Source organism: Kitasatospora sp. NPDC048296 (genome assembly GCF_043201815.1).
Classification (GTDB): domain Bacteria; phylum Actinomycetota; class Actinomycetes; order Streptomycetales; family Streptomycetaceae; genus Kitasatospora.
Map to the genome: position 1 here is coordinate 1 of NZ_JBICZB010000033.1, position 16,775 is coordinate 16,775.

Annotated in this window: 14 protein-coding genes; 7 read left to right on the forward strand and 7 right to left on the reverse strand. The window is 71.6% G+C overall.

Annotated elements, in window-relative coordinates:
- Nucleotides 1-182: 182 nt before the first annotated feature.
- Together ACGF12_RS20430 and ACGF12_RS20435 are read right to left on the reverse strand one after the other, a co-directional pair.
- Entirely contained in the window at nt 183-902 is a 720-nt protein-coding gene (locus ACGF12_RS20430) for a phosphatase PAP2 family protein (RefSeq protein WP_393031694.1), read from the reverse strand.
- A 179-nt stretch (nt 903-1,081) separates the two neighbouring features.
- Complete coding sequence (locus ACGF12_RS20435; RefSeq protein ID WP_393031886.1) at nt 1,082-2,230, reverse strand: NlpC/P60 family protein; 1,149 nt, start codon at nt 2,228-2,230, stop codon at nt 1,082-1,084.
- 248 nt (nt 2,231-2,478) lie between these two features.
- Between ACGF12_RS20435 and ACGF12_RS20440 the strand changes: the two genes are divergently transcribed.
- From ACGF12_RS20440 to ACGF12_RS20465, 6 genes are all read left to right on the forward strand, one after another.
- Nucleotides 2,479-2,829 (forward strand): hypothetical protein, encoded by a 351-nt coding sequence (locus ACGF12_RS20440; protein ID WP_393031697.1) that lies wholly within the window; start codon nt 2,479-2,481, stop codon nt 2,827-2,829.
- A 168-nt stretch (nt 2,830-2,997) separates the two neighbouring features.
- Complete coding sequence (locus tag ACGF12_RS20445) at nt 2,998-3,816, forward strand: hypothetical protein (RefSeq protein WP_393031700.1); 819 nt, start codon at nt 2,998-3,000, stop codon at nt 3,814-3,816.
- On the forward strand, nt 3,806-5,092 hold the full coding sequence (locus tag ACGF12_RS20450; RefSeq protein ID WP_393031703.1) for a hypothetical protein: 1,287 nt from the start codon (nt 3,806-3,808) through the stop codon (nt 5,090-5,092). Before ACGF12_RS20445 ends, ACGF12_RS20450 begins: the two co-directional genes overlap by 11 nt.
- 7 nt (nt 5,093-5,099) lie before the next feature.
- On the forward strand, nt 5,100-6,689 hold the full coding sequence (locus tag ACGF12_RS20455; RefSeq protein WP_393031706.1) for an SCO6880 family protein: 1,590 nt from the start codon (nt 5,100-5,102) through the stop codon (nt 6,687-6,689).
- A 79-nt stretch (nt 6,690-6,768) separates the two neighbouring features.
- Nucleotides 6,769-8,118, forward strand: a complete 1,350-nt coding sequence (locus ACGF12_RS20460) for an ATP-binding protein (RefSeq protein WP_393031709.1) — start codon at nt 6,769-6,771, stop codon at nt 8,116-8,118.
- Between the two features lie 208 nt (nt 8,119-8,326).
- Nucleotides 8,327-10,126, forward strand: coding sequence for a bifunctional metallophosphatase/5'-nucleotidase (locus ACGF12_RS20465; RefSeq protein WP_393031712.1), 1,800 nt, complete (start codon nt 8,327-8,329; stop codon nt 10,124-10,126).
- A gap of 81 nt (nt 10,127-10,207) precedes the next feature.
- Here the strand turns inward: ACGF12_RS20465 and ACGF12_RS20470 are convergent, their stop codons facing one another.
- The 5 genes from ACGF12_RS20470 to ACGF12_RS20490 all read right to left on the reverse strand — a co-directional run bounded on the left by ACGF12_RS20470 (nt 10,208) and on the right by ACGF12_RS20490 (nt 15,740).
- Nucleotides 10,208-11,698, reverse strand: coding sequence for an ATP-binding protein (locus tag ACGF12_RS20470; protein WP_393031714.1), 1,491 nt, complete (start codon nt 11,696-11,698; stop codon nt 10,208-10,210).
- Nucleotides 11,695-12,465, reverse strand: a complete 771-nt coding sequence (locus tag ACGF12_RS20475; RefSeq protein ID WP_393031717.1) for a response regulator transcription factor — start codon at nt 12,463-12,465, stop codon at nt 11,695-11,697. Before ACGF12_RS20475 ends, ACGF12_RS20470 begins: the two co-directional genes overlap by 4 nt.
- Nucleotides 12,466-12,553: 88 nt before the next feature.
- Nucleotides 12,554-13,720 carry a S1C family serine protease gene (locus ACGF12_RS20480; protein ID WP_393031720.1) on the reverse strand — a complete coding sequence of 389 codons (1,167 nt, stop codon included), beginning with the start codon at nt 13,718-13,720 and terminating at the stop codon, nt 12,554-12,556.
- Between the two features lie 115 nt (nt 13,721-13,835).
- Nucleotides 13,836-14,894 (reverse strand): LacI family DNA-binding transcriptional regulator, encoded by a 1,059-nt coding sequence (locus ACGF12_RS20485; RefSeq protein ID WP_393031723.1) that lies wholly within the window; start codon nt 14,892-14,894, stop codon nt 13,836-13,838.
- Between the two features lie 114 nt (nt 14,895-15,008).
- Complete coding sequence (locus ACGF12_RS20490; protein WP_380613189.1) at nt 15,009-15,740, reverse strand: response regulator transcription factor; 732 nt, start codon at nt 15,738-15,740, stop codon at nt 15,009-15,011.
- A gap of 736 nt (nt 15,741-16,476) precedes the next feature.
- Between ACGF12_RS20490 and ACGF12_RS20495 the strand changes: the two genes are divergently transcribed.
- On the forward strand, nt 16,477-16,770 hold the full coding sequence (locus ACGF12_RS20495) for a MoaD/ThiS family protein (protein ID WP_393031727.1): 294 nt from the start codon (nt 16,477-16,479) through the stop codon (nt 16,768-16,770).
- Nucleotides 16,771-16,775: the final 5 nt, after the last annotated feature.

Consider the following 16,775-nt stretch of genomic DNA (forward strand, 5'->3'; position numbering starts at 1 on the left):
GACCGGACCAGCTACAAGGCCACCATCAGCATCGACATCCTGACGACACCAGACCCGTGACCGGAACCCGCAGGCTCTATCTACACGGCGTTGGGACTAGACCGGACCGGACCCCTTCCCGTCGACGGGCTCCGGTGGGTTCCGGCGGGCCCTGGCAGGCTCCTGAGGCCCCTGTTGGACGCTCAGGCCGCGAGGTCCGACTCCGGCGGCTGCTCCTCGGCACGCACCGCCCCGCGACCGCGCCGACGGCCGCGCGGGGCCGAGCCGCGGGCCGAGTCGCCGCGTTCCGGCGCCCGGATCAGCGGGGCGACCGCCGTACGGCTCAGCGCGTGGCAGAACGGGACCAGCACCGCCATCGCGATCGGCGCCAGCAGCAGCACCACGGCCACGGCGAGTGCGAAGCCGCCGATCACGTCGGTCGGGTAGTGGACGCCCATGAACATCCGGCAGAAGCCCTGCAGCAGGGCCAGGCCCCCGGCGATCCAGCCCAGCTTCCGGTTCACCAGGAACAGCGCCACCGCGACGGCCATCGTCATGGTCGAGTGGTCGCTGACGAAGGAGTGGGTGCCGGCCTTGCCGTCCACCAGCACCAGCAGCCCGGGATGGTCGACGAAGGGCCGCGGCCGGTTCACGATCGCGGCGATCGGCAGGTTGGCGAGCTCGGCGACGGCCACCGAGAGCGGGACCCAGAGCAGGCCGGCGATCGCCACCGGCGCGTCCGCCCGGCGCCTGGCCTGCAGCCAGGCCACCAGCCCGAGCATGGCGAGGCCGATCAGGATGCCGTACTCGCCCACCCAGGAGACCAGGTGGTCCAGCCACTGCGGGGAGCGCTTGGCCAGGCCGTTGACGGCGTAGAGCAGGCCGAGGTCGGGGTTGGTCGTGTCGGCAAGCGGCGTCGACACGCCGCACCTCCTTCTGGTCCGCAGCAGCTGATCGTTTCGGCCGGGGCCCGCCCGGCGCGGAAAGCTGACGAGGGGCCACCGGACCCAACGTCATCGCCGGGGCACAGCGTTCCACGGAAACGCGCGGTTATGGAAACTTGACTCAGCGTCCACAGGGCACACACAGGTCGACGGCGGGCTCAGCCGCCCCCGACGGGTCGGCCCGGCCCGGCCGGCGCGGGCGGGGCGGCGACCGCCGGGGCGGGCGGGGCGGCGACCGCCGGGGCGGCGGCGGGCGCGGACGGGGCCGTCGTGCCGGGACGGCTCGGGGCGTTGACCGCGCCGTTGTCGTTGCGGGTCGGCAGCGCCTGGGCGCCGTCCGAGGTGACCCGGGTCGCCCCGATGTACTCCTTGGTGTCGATCTTGTCGTAGCGGATCACCGCATTGGTGTGCGGAGCGTTGATCATGTACCCGCCGCCGACGTAGATCCCCACGTGGTGGATGCTCCGCGGATCGCTCAGGTCCGTCGCGAAGAACACCAGGTCGCCCGGCCGCAGCTGATCGCGCGACGGGTGCGGGCCGGCGTACCACTGGTCGTTGGCCACCCGGGGCAGGATGATGCCCACGCTGCCGAACGCGGCCACGGTGAGCCCGGAACAGTCGAACCGCCCGTTCTGCCAGGGCTGCCCGTCACCGCCCCACAGGTACGGCGTGCCGAGCTTGGTCTGCGCGAAGTAGATCGCGGCCGCCGACTGCGCGGAGACCTCGACCGGCGCGGTCGGCGCGGTGAAACTGCGGGCCATCGCCTGGATGTTCCGCACGTAGCCCTGGGTCTCCTTGTACGGCGGGATGCCCCTGTTCTTCGTCACCGCGTACGGGCCGGCGTTGTAGGCGGCCAGCATGTTGGCCTGCGGGTCGCCCGGCACACCGGCGACGTCCTTGGCGAGCGCGCAGTCGTAGACCGCCGCCGTGGCGATCGCGTCGTACGGGTTCCAGACGTCCTTCTTGCCGTCCCCGTCGCCGTCCGCGGCGTACACCGGCCAGGTGTCCGGCATGAACTGCGCCATTCCCTGCGCCCCGACGCCGGATTGGGCCTTGGGGTCGAAACCGCTTTCCTGGTACAGCTGCGCCGCGAGCATCGGCGGGGAGATCTCCGGGCAGATCGATCCCCACTTCTGGATCGCGTCCTGGTAGGCGGCCGGAACGGTTCCCGGAGAGAGGACGGAACGATTCGCCGACTGCTGCGGCGTCCCACTCGCCGCATAGGTCCCCATCGTCACCAGACCGACGAACCCGAACGCGACAACTCCCGCAGCGGCGGCGGCCGTACCGGCCTTCCGGAGTACCATCAGCACCATCCCGACGAATCGTCAGTCGAAGTGTCCCGGAAGGCGTTGCTCACCGCAATCATCAGAGATACAAAGAGTGAGCGCTATCCTTCGTACGGTGGACATCCTCGCGTACGTGTCCGGTGCCTCACGACCAATACGCGAGAAGTAGCCAAGTCGACATCAGATCTGGCCAAGAATAGGCACCGACCCTTCGCGCGGGCGGGGTCAGGGCCCTTGAATTTGCCTGATCGGGCGGTGAGATGGAAATGAATCTGAGCAGCGTGCACACCTATGCGGTCGGCCACCTGGCCGACGATCCACCCAAGAAGCCGAGCATCGACACCATCATCGGCGGAATCGCCCCGGACTGGGGGCCGTTCGCGAGCCTCGGGTCGGAGGCCCGGGTGATGGTCGAGGTCATCATGGCCGTCGCCATCCTCGCCTGCCTCGGCATCGCGGTCTGGGGTGCCGCCAAACAGCGGATCGGTGCGACCGCGATGCGTGACAGCTTCGGCGCCGAACAGGGCAAGGGGCTGATCATTGCCGGGCTGACCGGCGTGTTCATCATTGGATCACTCGGCACTCTGTTCACCATTGTCTACGGCATGGCGATCTGACGATCAGACAGCAGTGAGCCGGCCCGCCTGAGGACAGGTTCCCGCCCGTACCTCCCCAGTGGCCGACCCGCCCAGGAGTCCACCCCCGTTCCCACCCCCCGTCCGCGCCCGCCCCCGGACGGAGGGCCCCCGGAGCCGCCCCCGGCTCCCCGCACCAGGAGGGCCGCCGTGCCGTTGTCCGACGACCAGCCGCACACCCGTACGCGGCTGCCGGTCGGCGAACAGCCCTCCTCACCGCCGACCCTCGGTCAGTCACGCCCGCTGCGAGCCCTGCTGACCGTCCTCGTGGTCGTCACCCTGCTCGTCGTGGCCATCTCCATCGCCAACCGCAGCAAACCCGACCCCGGCAGCAGCGGCGGCGGCTCCGCCGACCGCGCCGCCCCCAGCGCCCCCGCCGGCGCCGGTCCGCCCCCCAGCGGCGACCAGCCTGTCGGCACCACCGTCAACGGCATCGCCTCCGGCTTCCCGCACACCGAACAGGGCGCCCAGTCCGCCGCCACCAACTACGCGGTGGCGGTCGGCTCCGCGGACATGTTCCGCGCCGACAGCCGCCACGGCATCATCGCCACCATCGCCGACCCGGGGGCGGTGGGCGCGCTGCAGAGCCGGCTGGACCAGGGATTCTCGCCGGAGACGGCGGCCCGGTTCGGCGTGGACACGCAGGGGAAGCCGCCCAAGGGCCTGACTTTCGTCAGCCGGACGATCCCGGTCGGGGCTAGGAGCAACGGCTACACCGCGGAGAGCGTCAAGGTCGATGTCTGGTGCAACGGCCTGTTCGGACTGGCCGGGCAGCAGTCGACCAAGCCCGTCTCCGAGGAGTGGTTCACGCTCAGCCTCAGCCTGCGGTGGACCGGGACTGACTGGAAGCTCACCGATTTCAGCCGCGTGGCGGGTCCGGCACCTGTCCCGCCGGACCAGCAAGCCGCGACCGCGGAGGAGATCACTGGTGCCGTCGAGCAGTTCGGAGGCTTCCGCTATGCCCGCTGACGGTAACTCGGGTCTCGTCAGGCGGGCCGTCGGCCGTGTGACGGGTTTGGTGCTGTTCGGCGCCCTCTCGGTAGTGCTGACGGCCACCCGGGCGATGGCCGAGCCCTCTCCCACCCCTAGTTCCGCGGCCACCAACACGAGTTGTCCCGGAGTCCCGCTCCCCGGGAACGACGTCTACTGTGCCCCGCCCAGTGGTGGCGGCTCGCTGCCCGGGAGCGGCACCGTCAACAACGTGACCGATCCGCTCGGCTCGCTCGCCAAGGGCTGTGCCCAGGCGGCGGCCTGGGTGGTGCGGAAGCTGTCGGGGGCGATCGACGGGACGACGCAGGTGGACTTCACCAACGCGTCGTTCCTGCAGCAGTACGCCGTGGTGTTCGCGGTGTCGACGGTGATCACGCTGGTGCTCTGGCTGCTGGCGGTGACCAAGCGGGCGGTGCGGGGGGCGCCGCTGACGACCGCGATCTCGGAGGCGATCGGCTTCCTGTGGCTGACCGTGGTGGCCTCCGCGTTCACGCCGCTGATCCTGTTCACCGTGGTGAGCGTGACGGACGGGCTGACCAAGGCGATCGCGGTCGGGACGAAGTCGGACACCGGGACGTACCTGGGCGGGTTCGCCGACACCCTGGAGAAGGGGGACGTCGGCGGCGGCCCGCTGATCCTGGTCATAGTGTCGCTGGTCGCGGTGCTGGCGGCGGCGGTGCTCTGGATCGAGCTGGTGATCCGGGCGGCGATGCTGTACGTGGGCGCGCTGCTGGGGACGGCGGTGTACGCGGGGCTGGTGGACCGGCAGTTGTGGAAGCACGTGCGCCGCTGGGCCGGGATGATGCTGGCGGTGGACCTGGCGAAGCCGATCATCGTGATCATCCTGGGTCTGGCGGGCGCGGTGGCGACCGGTGCCGGGGTCAACGACGACTTCTCCCGGGTGCTGTCCGGGCTGGCGATCCTGTTCCTGTCGATCTTCGCGAGCGCCGCGGTGTACCGCTTCGTCCCGTCCTTCGGTGACGAGATGCTGAACATGCGTCGGGCCCGGGCCAGCGCGGTGCAGGCCGGCTCGGCGATGATCAACGGCACCGCGAACCTGATGAAGCAGGGCATCACCACCCACGGCGACCGCGGTCCGCAGGCGGCCGGCTCGGGTGGCGGGGGTGCGGGCGGCGGTTCGGTCGCGCCCGGCATCGCCGCGCACGCCGGCCGGACGCCCGCCCCACCGCCGCAGGCCGGGCCGCCGCAGGCCCCGGTTCCGATCCGCGACAGCAATCCAGCGAAGGGAGGGTGACGGGTAAGTGAGCAGCGAACCACTCGGCCAGTACGGTGCCCAGTACGCCCAGCCGTACGTGCACCAGCGCCGCACCTACCTGATCGGCAAGGCCCGCCCGAATGCGGTGATCGGCAGGAACCGGGAGTCCGGGGAGATCCTGCTGATCATCTTCGGGGCGTTCCTCGGGATGCTCTGGGGCCTGCTGATGCCGATCCTGCCGCTGCGGATCGGGGGTCTGCTCGGCCTGCCCCTGCTGGCCATCGCGGCGGTCTACGTGCCGTACCGCAAGCGGACCTTCTACAAGTGGGTGGAGATCAACCGCACCTACCGTCGGACGGCACGCAGCGGACGCGGGCTGTGGCGGTCGGAAGCGATGGACGCGGGCACCCGGATGGACGGCCGCGAGGTGGAGATCGGCCCGCCGCCGGGGGTGGGGCGGCTGCGCTGGCTGACCGCGCCGTTCGGGCCGGACGAGGTCGGGGTGCTGATGCACCTGGAGCGGCGGACGGTGACCGCCGCGATCGAGATCGAGGGCCCGGGCGTGGGCCTGCGCGACTCGGAGGACCAGGAGGCGCTGGTCGACCGCTTCGGCACGCTGCTGAAGCACGTCGCCAACGGGGACGGCTTCGTGACCCGGCTGCAGATCCTGGCCCGTACCCTGCCGGCCGACCCGGACGCGCACGCCAAGGACGTGGAGCGGCGCGGCGACCACGACTCCCCGCGCTGGCTGAAGGAGTCGTACGACCAGCTGCAGTCGATGGTGTCGACCTCCTCGGAGCAGCACCGGGCGTACCTGGTGGCCTGCATGCACTACACCCGCGACCTGGCCGCCGAGGCGCACGCGATGGGGCGCAGTGCCCATGAGAAGCGTGCCGCCGGCGGCCCGTCCCGGGACGACGACGGGCTGGCGGCCGTGATGGCCCGCGAGCTGACCGACATCTGTGCCCGGCTGGCCGAGGCGGACATCCGGGTGCGCCAGCCGCTGGGGCAGGCCCGGCTCTCCTCGCTGCTGCACTCGATGTACGACCCGGACCACCCGATCGACCACATCCAGGCGATGTCCCGGCGCAACGCCTGGCCGGCCGAGCTGGACGCGACCCACCCGCAGTACCTGAGTGCGAAGACCCGCGAGTCGGCGACCCGGGAGCCGTGGTGCCATGCCACCGCGTGGATCAAGGAGTGGCCGCTCACCCCGGTGGGCGTCAACTTCCTGGCGCCGCTGCTGGTGCACACCCCGGACGTGATCCGTACGGTCGCGGTGACGATGGACCTGGAGCCCACCGACGTCGCGATCGAGCGGATGCTGACCGAGAAGACCAACGACGAGGCGGAGGCCAGCCGCGCGGCCAAGATGAACCGCACGGTCGACCCGCGCGATCTGGCCCACACCGGCCGGGTGGACCAGCGCGGTGACGACCTGGCCTCCGGCGCGGCCGGGGTGAACCTGGTCGGCTACATCACGGTCTCCTCGCGCAACCCCGAGGCGCTGGCCCGCGACAAGCGGACCATCCGGGCCTCGGCCGGCAAGAGCTACCTCAAGCTGGAGTGGTGCGACCGCGAGCACCACCGGGCCTTCGTCAACACTCTGCCGTTCGCCACCGGCATCCGCCGCTGACCGCCGCGCACGTCCACCCACCGCGCTTTCCCACCCACTGCGTTCGTCCACCCCTACCGCTGGCACCAGGAGGCCGCCCATGGCGCTCGGCAACCTCACCGACGCGTTCACCAGCCTGATGTTCGGCAAGGTGGAGACCACCCGGCTGCCGGTGCGCACCTCCACCGGCCAGGCGCAGGCCGTCTACCTGCCCACCGCGGCGCCGGGGTTGGGCGACTCGGGCGTGATCATCGGGCGTGAGGTGTACAGCGGCAAGGGGTACGTGTACGACCCCTTCCAGCTGTACGGGCAGCAGCTGCCGGCTCCGCACTGGCTGGTGCTGGGCGAGTCCGGCAACGGCAAGTCGGCGCTGGAGAAGACGTACGTGCTGCGGCAGTTGAGGTTCCGCGACCGCCAGGTCGTGGTGCTCGACGCGCAGGGTGAGGACGGCGTCGGCGAGTGGAACCTGATCGCCGACGCGCTGGGCATAAAGTCGATCCGGCTGGACCCGATGGCGGCCCGGGACGGCGGGGTGAAGCTCAATCCGTTGGACCCGGCGATCACCCAGACCGGCCAGCTGTCGTTGCTGCGCACCATCATCGAGGTGGCGATGGGGCGCGGCCTGGAGGAGCGGGCCGGGTTCGCGCTGAAGGCCGCGCACGCCCATGTGGTGGCCTCGGTGAAGGATCGTCAGCCGGTGCTGGACGACATCATCGACACCCTGCGCAACCCCGACCTGTCGTCGGTGGAGTCGCTGGGCGTGGCGGTGGACGAGGTGCAGTCCTGGGGTCTGGACGTGGCGCTGGTGCTGGACCGGCTGGTCGACGGTGACCTGCGCGGCATGTTCGACGGGGCGACCACCGAGGGCATCGACCTGGACGCGCCGCTGATCGTCTTCGACCTCTCGCACATCGACCGCAACTCGATCGCGATGCCGATCCTGATGGCGATCGTCGGGGTGTGGCTGGAGCACACGTGGATCCGGCCGGACCGGAAGAAGCGCATCTTCCTGGTCGAGGAGGCCTGGCACATCATCAACAGTCCGTTCGTGGCCCAGCTGTTCCAGCGGCTGCTGAAGTTCGGCCGCCGGCTCGGCCTGTCCTTCGTCGCGGTGGTCCACCACCTGTCGGACGTGGTGGACGGCGCCGCGGCCAAGGAGGCCTCGGCGATCCTGAAGATGGCCTCCACCCGGACGATCTACATGCAGAAGGCCGAGGAGGCGCGGGCCACCGGCCGGGTGCTGGGTCTGCCGCGCTGGGCGGTGGAGATCATCCCGACCCTCTCGCCCGGCATCGCGGTCTGGGACGTCAACGGCAACGTCCAGGTGGTCAAGCACATCATCACCGAGACCGAGCGGCCGCTGGTGTACACCGACCGCGCGATGACCGAGGACGCGGTGGCCGAACGGGTGCGGGCCGAGCGGCAGTTGGCGGCCGAGCCGGGGGTGTGAGCGGCGCCCCGGCCGGGGCGCCGGGGGCGGCTTCTCCGCGGTCCGCGCACCACTCGGACGGCGACGGTTCGTCAGCAGGTAATCGTCTTGTTACGTCCGACACCCTGACAGCTACGCGCGTTGACTCTAGGCTGCACACGCACAACACATGCCCGAACGCCGGTGCTGTCCGCCGCCCGGCGCTCCTCCAAGGTGCAGAGGACCCCTCATGCTCACCGTCAGATCACGACGGACGGCGCTCGCCGTCGTCGCCGCCGCAGGTCTGTTCGGCACGGTGGCCGTGCCGACGGCCGCCCAGGCCGCCGACGCCAACGCCAAGCGTCACAAGACCGTCAACCTCCAGCTGCTGGCGATCAACGACTTCCACGGCAACCTGGAGCCGCCGGCCGGGTCCTCCGGCACGGTCAAGGAGGTCGACCCGGCCACCGGTCAGGTCGTCTCGACCCCGGCCGGCGGCATCGAGTACCTGGCCACCGAGCTGCGCCGGGCCCGGATCCCGGCCGACGACTCGATCACCGTCGCGGCCGGCGACATCGTCGGCGCCAGCCCGCTCACCTCGGCGCTGTTCCACGACGAGCCCACCATCGAGGCGATGGACGAGCTCGGCCTGGACGTCACCTCCGTGGGCAACCACGAGTTCGACCAGGGCGCTGCGGAGCTGCTGCGCAAGCAGGAGGGCGGCTGCCACCCGACCGACGGCTGCTACGAGCCCGGCCGCACCTTCAAGGGCGCCAACTTCAACTACCTGTCGGCGAACGTCACCGACGAGCAGACCGGCAAGCCGCTGCTGCCCCCGTACTGGGTGACCAAGTCGCAGGGCGTGAAGATCGGCTTCATCGGCGTCACCCTGGAGGGCACGCCGAACATCGTGACCGCCGAGGGCGTCAAGGGCCTGAAGTTCGCCAACGAGGTCTCCACGATCAACAAGTACGCCGCGGAGCTGAAGGCCAAGGGCGTCAACTCGATCGTCGCGCTGATCCACGAGGGCGGCTACCCGGCGAGCAGCGTCTACAACTACGACTGCGGCCCGGCCGGCCAGGGCATCTCCGGTCCGATCGTCGACATCGCCAAGAAGATCGACCCGGCGGTCGGCGCCATCGTCACCGGCCACACCCACAACGCGTACGCCTGCACCATCCCCGACCCCAACGGCGTGCCGCGCTCGGTGACCAGTGCCGCCTCCTTCGGCCGGCTGTTCACCGAGATCGACATGAAGCTGGACAAGACCACCGGCGAGATCGTGCGCCCCTCGGTCAAGGCCGAGAACCACGTGGTGCGCCGCACGGTCGAGAAGGCTCCGGACATGACGGAGCTGATCAACCACTACGAGAAGCTGGCCGCCCCGATCGCCAACCGCCCGATCGGCTACATCTCGTCGGACATCAACGGCCGCGGCAGCGGCGACCTGGAGAAGCCGCTCGGCGACGTGATCGCCGACGCGCAGCTGGAGGGGCTCGCCCCGGCACCCAAGGGCGGGGCGCAGGTGGCCTTCATGAACCCCGGCGGAATCCGCTCCGACCTGGTCCACAAGGCCTCGGGGAGTGAGGGCGACGGCGTGGTGACCTACGGCGAGGCGTTCACCGTCCAGCCGTTCACCAACATGATGCAGGTCAAGACGCTGACCGGCGCCCAGCTGATCCAGCTGCTCCAGCAGCAGGTCAGCGGCCTCAACGACGCGGCGCCGAAGGTGCTCCAGGCGTCCTCGAACCTGCACTACACCCTGGACATGCGCAAGACCGGCGCGGACCGGGTCCTCGTCGACTCGATCCGGCTGAACGGCGCCCCGGTCGACCCGGCCGCCAAGTACCGGGTCGCGGCCAACGAGTTCCTGGCCGGCGGCGGCGACGGCTTCCCGGCCTTCGCGGCCGGCACCGACAAGCTCGTCGGCGCCTCCGACCTGGACGTCTTCACGGCCTACCTGGCGGCCCACAGCTCGGCGGCCTCGCCGCTCAAGCCGCCGGCGCAGGACCGGATCAAGGTCCTCGGCCCGGGCAGCGACATCGACTGACCGTGAGCCGATCCTGAGGGACGGGCGGGGCGCTGTCGGGGCGCCCCGCCCGTCCTGTTTTCCGCTGTTCGGGCTCTTCCGCTATTCGGGCGCCGGCCCGCCGGGCAGCCGTACGGTGGCCAGCGCGCCGGGGCCGCCGTCATCGGCCGGGCCGAGGGTGACCTCGCCGCCCGCCTCCCGCACGCTCTGCGCGACGATCGACAACCCCAGGCCGGAGCCGGGCAGTTGGCGCGAGGAGGGGGAGCGCCAGAACCGGTCGAAGACGTACTGCAGCTCGTCCGGCGGTATGCCCGGGCCGTGGTCGCGGACGGTCAGCACGCCCTGCTGCAGCCGCACGTCGATGGTGCCGCCGGGCGGGCTGTACTTGACCGCGTTGTCCAGCAGGTTGATCACGGCACGCTCCAGCCCGGCCGCGTCGCCGTGTACGAACCAGGGCTCGGTGCTCGTCTCGAAGACCAGCCCCGGCCCGCGCAGCTTCGCCCGCTCGATGGCCCGCCCGGCGATCTCGTGCAGGGCGACCACGGTGAGGTTGGGGCCGGCCTTCGGGGTGTCGGGGCGGGAGAGCTGGAGCAGGTCGCCGATCAGGATGGTGAGTTCCTGCATCTGCGCCTTCATGTTGCCGAGCAGCTTGGTCTTGGTCGCCGGGGGCAGCGGGCGGCCGGTGTCGTTGCTGCGGATCAGCAGGTCGACGTTGGTGCGGAGCGAGGTGAGGGGCGTACGGAGTTCGTGGCCCGCGTCGGCGATCAGCCGGGTCTGGCGCTCGCGGGAGTTGGCGAGGGCGGTGCTCATGGAGTTGAAGGAGGTGGACAGGCGGGCGATCTCGTCGTCCCCGTGCACCGGGATGGTGGTGCCGACCTCCTCGGTGCGGGCGATGTGCTCCACGGCGTCGGTGAGTTGGTCGACGGGCTTGAGGGAGGAATGGGCCACCAGGCGTCCGGCGACGGCGGCGAGGAGGATGCCGCCGAGGGAGACGGCGCCGAGGAGGATGGCGAGGCCCTGGAGGGAGTCCTCTATGGATTTGGTCGGTGTCGCCACCATCACCAGCACGGGCGGGGCACCGGGAGGGCGAACGACGGAGATGCGGACCATCGCGGGATCGCCGTTGGTGTAGCGGCCGTCACGGATGATCGACTGGCCGTTCTTGAACCGGAGCGCCTGGACATCGTCCTTCTGGATCGCGATCGCGTTGCTCGCCATCGATGGTAGGCAGACCTGGGTCGGATCCAGCAGGACGTACTGGGTGTCCCGGGGGACGGGCCCGCCGGTCACCTCCGGCGTGGAGTTCTGAACCTTCTGGAGGGCCGCCTCGGGCGTGCTGGGGCAGGGAACGTGGAGGAACACACCTCGTGGGTTCGGCGCGTTCCGCAGTTCCGTCTCCACCTGGTCGTACAGCTGCTTGTGCACGATGAACCAGCACGCCAGTGCCGACAGCGCGATCGCCACCGCCACCGCCGCCGCGCTCAGGAAGGTGAGGCGGCCGCGCAGCGAGCGGGACCGTAGCCAGTGGACGACGCGCGTGCGGCGGCCGGGCGCGCGCGGCGGCGCCAGAGGGGGAGGCGGAACGGTGCTCACGCGCTCGTGCCGGCGGCAGGGCGCAGGGCGTAGCCGACGCCTCGTACGGTCTGGATGAGGCGCGGCATGCCGCCCTGCTCGGTCTTGCGGCGCAGGTACATCACGTACACGTCCAGGGAGTTGGAGGAGGGCTCGAAGTCGAAGCCCCAGACCGCCTTGAGGATCTGCTCGCGGGTGAGGACCTGGCGGGGGTGGGAGAGGAACATCTCCAGCAGCATGAACTCGGTGCGGGTGAGTTCGACCGGCTTGCCGGCGCGGGTCACCTCGCGGGTGGCGGTGTTCATCCGCAGGTCGGCGAAGGCGAGCACCTCGCTCTCGTCCTCGGCGGCGGCGCGGGCGGCGGCCTCGGCGGCGAGGGCGTTGCGGCGCAGCAGGGCGCGGACGCGGGCGAGCAGTTCGTCGAGCTCGAAGGGCTTGGCGAGGTAGTCGTCGGCGCCGACGTCGAGGCCGGTGACGCGGTCCCCGACGGCGTCACGGGCGGTGAGCATCAGCACCGGGACGGTGTCGCCGCGGGAGCGCATCCGGCGGACGGCGGTGAGGCCGTCCATCCGGGGCATCATGATGTCCAGCAGGACGAGGTCGGGCTTGTCGCGTTCGACGGACTCCAGCGCCTCGTAGCCGTCGGTGGCGGTGGCGACCTCGTAGCCCTCGAAGGCGAGGCTGCTCTCCAGGGCGTCCCGGAGGGCGGGTTCGTCGTCGACCACGAGGAGCCGGGCGGAGGGGTGGCCGGCCTCGGCGGGGGTGCGGTCGTCGGCGGACGGGGTCATGGGCTGGTGCCCTTTCTCGTCGGGTGGAGGGCCTGCTGGGAGTAATTGTCCGCCTCGCGGACTCTTACCGGCTCTTACGGATTGTGGCTCACAGGTTCTGGCCGGCTTCGAGTTTCGGCAGGACCTGCTTGATGTCGTTGATCGGGATGGCGAAGCCGAGGCCGACGCTGCCGGCCGTGCTGCTGCTGCTGCCGCCGCCGGCGGTGGAGTTGGCGCCGTTGGGGGCGTACATGGCCGAGTTGATGGCGATGACCTGGCCGTTGGCGTTGATCAGCGGGCCGCCAGAGTTGCCGGGGTTGAGGGCGGCGTCGGTCTGGAAGGCCTTGTAGGTGGTGGTGTCGCCGCCGCTCTGCTGCTGCGGGATGCTGCCGCGCAGGCCGGGCAGGTTGGGGAAGCCGAAGCCGCCGTTGTTGCCGGTGCTGCCCTCGTCGAGCTGGACGGTGACGTCGCGGTTCTCGGCGCTGATGATGCCGGAGGTGACGGTGCCGGTGAGGCCGTCGGGGTTGCCGATGGCCACGACGGGGTCGCCGACGGCCATGGCGGAGGAGTCACCGAGGACGGCGGGGGTGAGGTTCTTGCCGCCGGTCGCGGTGATCACGGCGGCGTCGAGGTTCTTGTCGGTGCCGGTGACGGTGGCCGGCGCGGTGGAGCCGTCCTTGAAGGTGACGGTGATCCGGCCGCCGCTGGCCGCGGTGTCGATCACGTGGAAGTTGGTGAGGATCTGGCCGCCGGTGTTCAGGACGACGCCGGTGCCGGTGGCGGTGCCGTTGCCGCTCTTGACGGTGATCTGGACGACGCTGGGCGACACGGCGGCGGCGATGGCCGGCACGTCGGCGCTGCCGTCGGAGCGGGCGGCGACCGGGCTGGCGATGGTGCCGACGCGGTTGCCGGAGGACTGCCGGTCGGCGGTGACGACCCCGCCGGCGACCCCGCCGATGACGGCGGCGATCGCGGTGACGGCGGTCACCAGGGCGAGCCGTCCGCGCAGCAGGCCGCGCCTGGTCCGGCTGCCGTGGTCGGGGCCCTCGGGGCCCGAGGGGTGGCCGAGGACGGTGGGCGGCTCGGGCGGGATCGGCGGGGGAGGGGGCGGTCCGTCGAAGCTGCCGCCGGAGTGGTCCTCGTGGTAGGCGTACCCGGCGCGGGGGTCGGTGCTCCCGGTGCTTCCGGTGCCGCCGCCGAGCACGGTGCCCTCTATCACGCGGGGCTGGTACGGGTCGTGGTGCTCGCCGGGGTGGTGCTGCTGCTGTTCGCTCATGCCGACCAAGGTCCGCCTGGCGGATGAGGACCGGATGAGAAGCGGCTCAGAAGGCTCCGAGAAGCCCGTTCGGTTCTCATAAAGCCTGGTCAGGCCGCCTTCGGAGCGGAATCGACTATTCCGCCGAGGCTCGGCCGGGGGCCGCTCCGTCGCAGCCGCAGGAACGGCGGATGACCAGGCGGGACGGGAATTTGCGGACCCGCTCGGTGTCCGAGCCGGGGACCATCAGCGAGTCGTCCAGCACCAGGTCCACGGCGGCCCGGGCCATCGCGTCGCGGTCGGAGGCGACGGTGGTCAGCGGCGGGTCGGCGAGCGCGGCCTCGGGCACGTCGTCGAAGCCGGCCACCGCGAGGTCCTCCGGGACGCGCAGACCGACCTCGCGGGCGGCCCGCAGCACGCCGATGGCCTGGTCGTCGGTGGAGCAGAAGATCGCCCGGGGCCGGTCCGGCGAGCTCAGCAGGCCGAGCGCGACGTCGTAGGCGCCGTAGCGGTGGAAGGGCGCGTCGATCAGGTGCGGCTCGGTGGGGACGCCGTGCGCGTCCATGGCGCGCTGCCAGCCCTCGACGTGGTCGATGACCGGGTCGCCGGGGGCCGGGGAGTCGACCGGGCCGCCGAAGCAGGCGACGTACGGGTGCCCGTGCACCTCCAGCAGGTGGCGGACGACGGCCTCGGCGCCGCCCACGTCGTCGGTGACCACCGCGACGTCGTCGATCGCCTCGGGCCGGCGGTGCAGCAGCACCACCTTCGCCCCCTCCATCGCGGCGAACTCCTCGGCGGCGCGCTGCGAGGGGCCCTGGCTGACCAGGATCAGGCCGGAGACCCGCATGCCGAGGAAGGCGCGGACGTAGTGGACCTCGCGGTCGTCCACGTAGTCGGAGTTGCCGATCAGCACGAGCTTGCCGCGCTCGGAGGCGGCCCGTTCCACGGCGTGCGCCATCTCGGCGAAGAAGGGCTGGCGGGCGTCCGGGACGACCATGCCGATCAGGTTGGTCCGACGGGAGGCCATCGCCTGGGCGACGCTGTTCGGCCGGTAGCCGAGCTGCTCGATCGCCGCGAGGACCTTCTCCCGGGTCGCGGGCGCGACCGGGCGCGGCCCGTTGTTGATCACGTAGCTGACGACCGCGGTCGAGGTCCCAGCCAGTCGGGCTACATCGTCGCGCGTCACCTTGGCCACGGGGGGAGTCTACGCGTGTGGCCCCCGGGGCGGCAGTGGGACCTGGGGCCGCCTCGGGGGCACACCGGGCGCAATCCGGACGAGCCGGGCGGGACGGCCCGCCCGGCGCCGGGGTCAGGCCTCCAGCGGCGCGGAGGGGCGCTGGGCGAGCTCGGGACGCTCGCCCTTCTCGGGCTTCTCCGGGACGACGAAGCGGTAGCCGACGTTGCGCACGGTGCCGATCAGCTGCTCGTGCTCGACGCCGAGCTTGGCGCGCAGCCGCCGGACGTGGACGTCCACGGTCCGGGTGCCGCCGAAGTAGTCGTAGCCCCAGACCTCCTGCAGCAGCTGCGCCCGGGTGAATACCCGGCCGGGGTGCTGGGCGAGGTACTTGAGCAGCTCGAACTCCTTGAAGGTGAGGTCGAGCGCCCGGCCCTTGAGCTTGGCGGAGTAGGTGGCCTCGTCGACCGAGAGGTCGCCGTTGCGGATCTCCATCGGGCTGTCGTCGACGGCGACCTGGAGCCGGCCGAGCGCGAGCCGCAGCCGGGCCTCGACCTCGGCCGGGCCGGCGGTGTCCAGCAGGACGTCGTCGATGCCCCACTCGGCGGTCACGGCGGCCAGGCCGCCCTCGGTGACCACCAGGATCAGCGGGCAGCCGATGCCGGTGGAGCGCAGCAGCTGGCACAGGCTGCGGATCTGCGGCAGATCGCGCCGCCCGTCGACCAGGATGACGTCCGCACTGGGGGTGTCCACCAGGGCGGACCCCTCGGCGGGGGCCACCCGGACGTTGTGCAGCAGCAGGCCGAGGGCCGGCAGTACTTCCGCTGACGGTTGCAGCGCATTGGTGAGGAGGAGGAGAGAACTCATACCCGGTGGTCCCCTTTCCGGGTCGTCGTGGTCGCGTTACAGCTGCCGCCACAGCCGAATGGCGCACGATCGACGGGGCGTCGCGCGATGGGGGTCCCCCCGGCCGGAGGCTGGGGGATCGTCCCCGGAGGGGCGGCAGCGGGCGACGCGGGGGTGAGGGGGAGGACGCGTTCCGGGTGGGCGCCGGGGGTGCGGACAGCGCACCGGGGGTCCCGCAACCCCTGGCGCAACGCTTCTGCCCTGTTCATCCCGCGAACCCTCCGGTCAGGTCCGGTACCGGGTGGCGGCCCGGCGCCGGGTGACGACACCCCGCCGGCCCGGCACGTCCTTGTGCCGCGAGAGGCGGGGCGGTTCCTGCGACGCGCCGGGGGTGGGCCGACGAATCGAAAGAACGTCCGTACTGGCGTCCTGAAAGCACAAAAGGACCCGGGGGCGACTCTGCCCGGATCCCTCTTGGTGGTCGAGGATAGCCGACCCGCTCCCGTGCCGGGAGTGCGCGAATCCGGCGGTTCGCCCAATCCGGGCGCGCGCCGGGTGAGCCTGGACACAGCTTCGAGCGCCGTCGCGCACCCGTCCGGCCAGGGCGATTGCCGGTCGCGACGGCGGACACGCCATCATGGGACGCACATCGGCGGCGCTGCGCGGGTCCATCGTTCGGGTGGTCGGGCGGCCGCGCCGGTGGCGAGCCGGACCGGGTCACCGGGGCCGGGCGAGGACGAACGGAAGGGGTGGCCCGATGGGCGCGACCACCGAGCCCGCGAGCGGCGCCCGGGTGCGCGGGACGATCCGCTACTGGGCGGCGGCGAAGTCCGAGGCCGGGCTGGCCGAGGAGCCGTACGAGGCGGTGACCCTGGCGGAGGCGCTGGCGGCGGCCAAGGAGCGGCACGCGGACCGGCCGAAGCTCGTCCAGCTGCTCGGGCACTGCTCGTACCTGGTCGACGGCGCCCAGGTGGGCGGCCGGGACCACGTGACCGTCGCCCTGACCGAGGGCGGGACGGTCGAGGTCCTCCCGCCGTTCGCGGGAGGCTGAGCGGC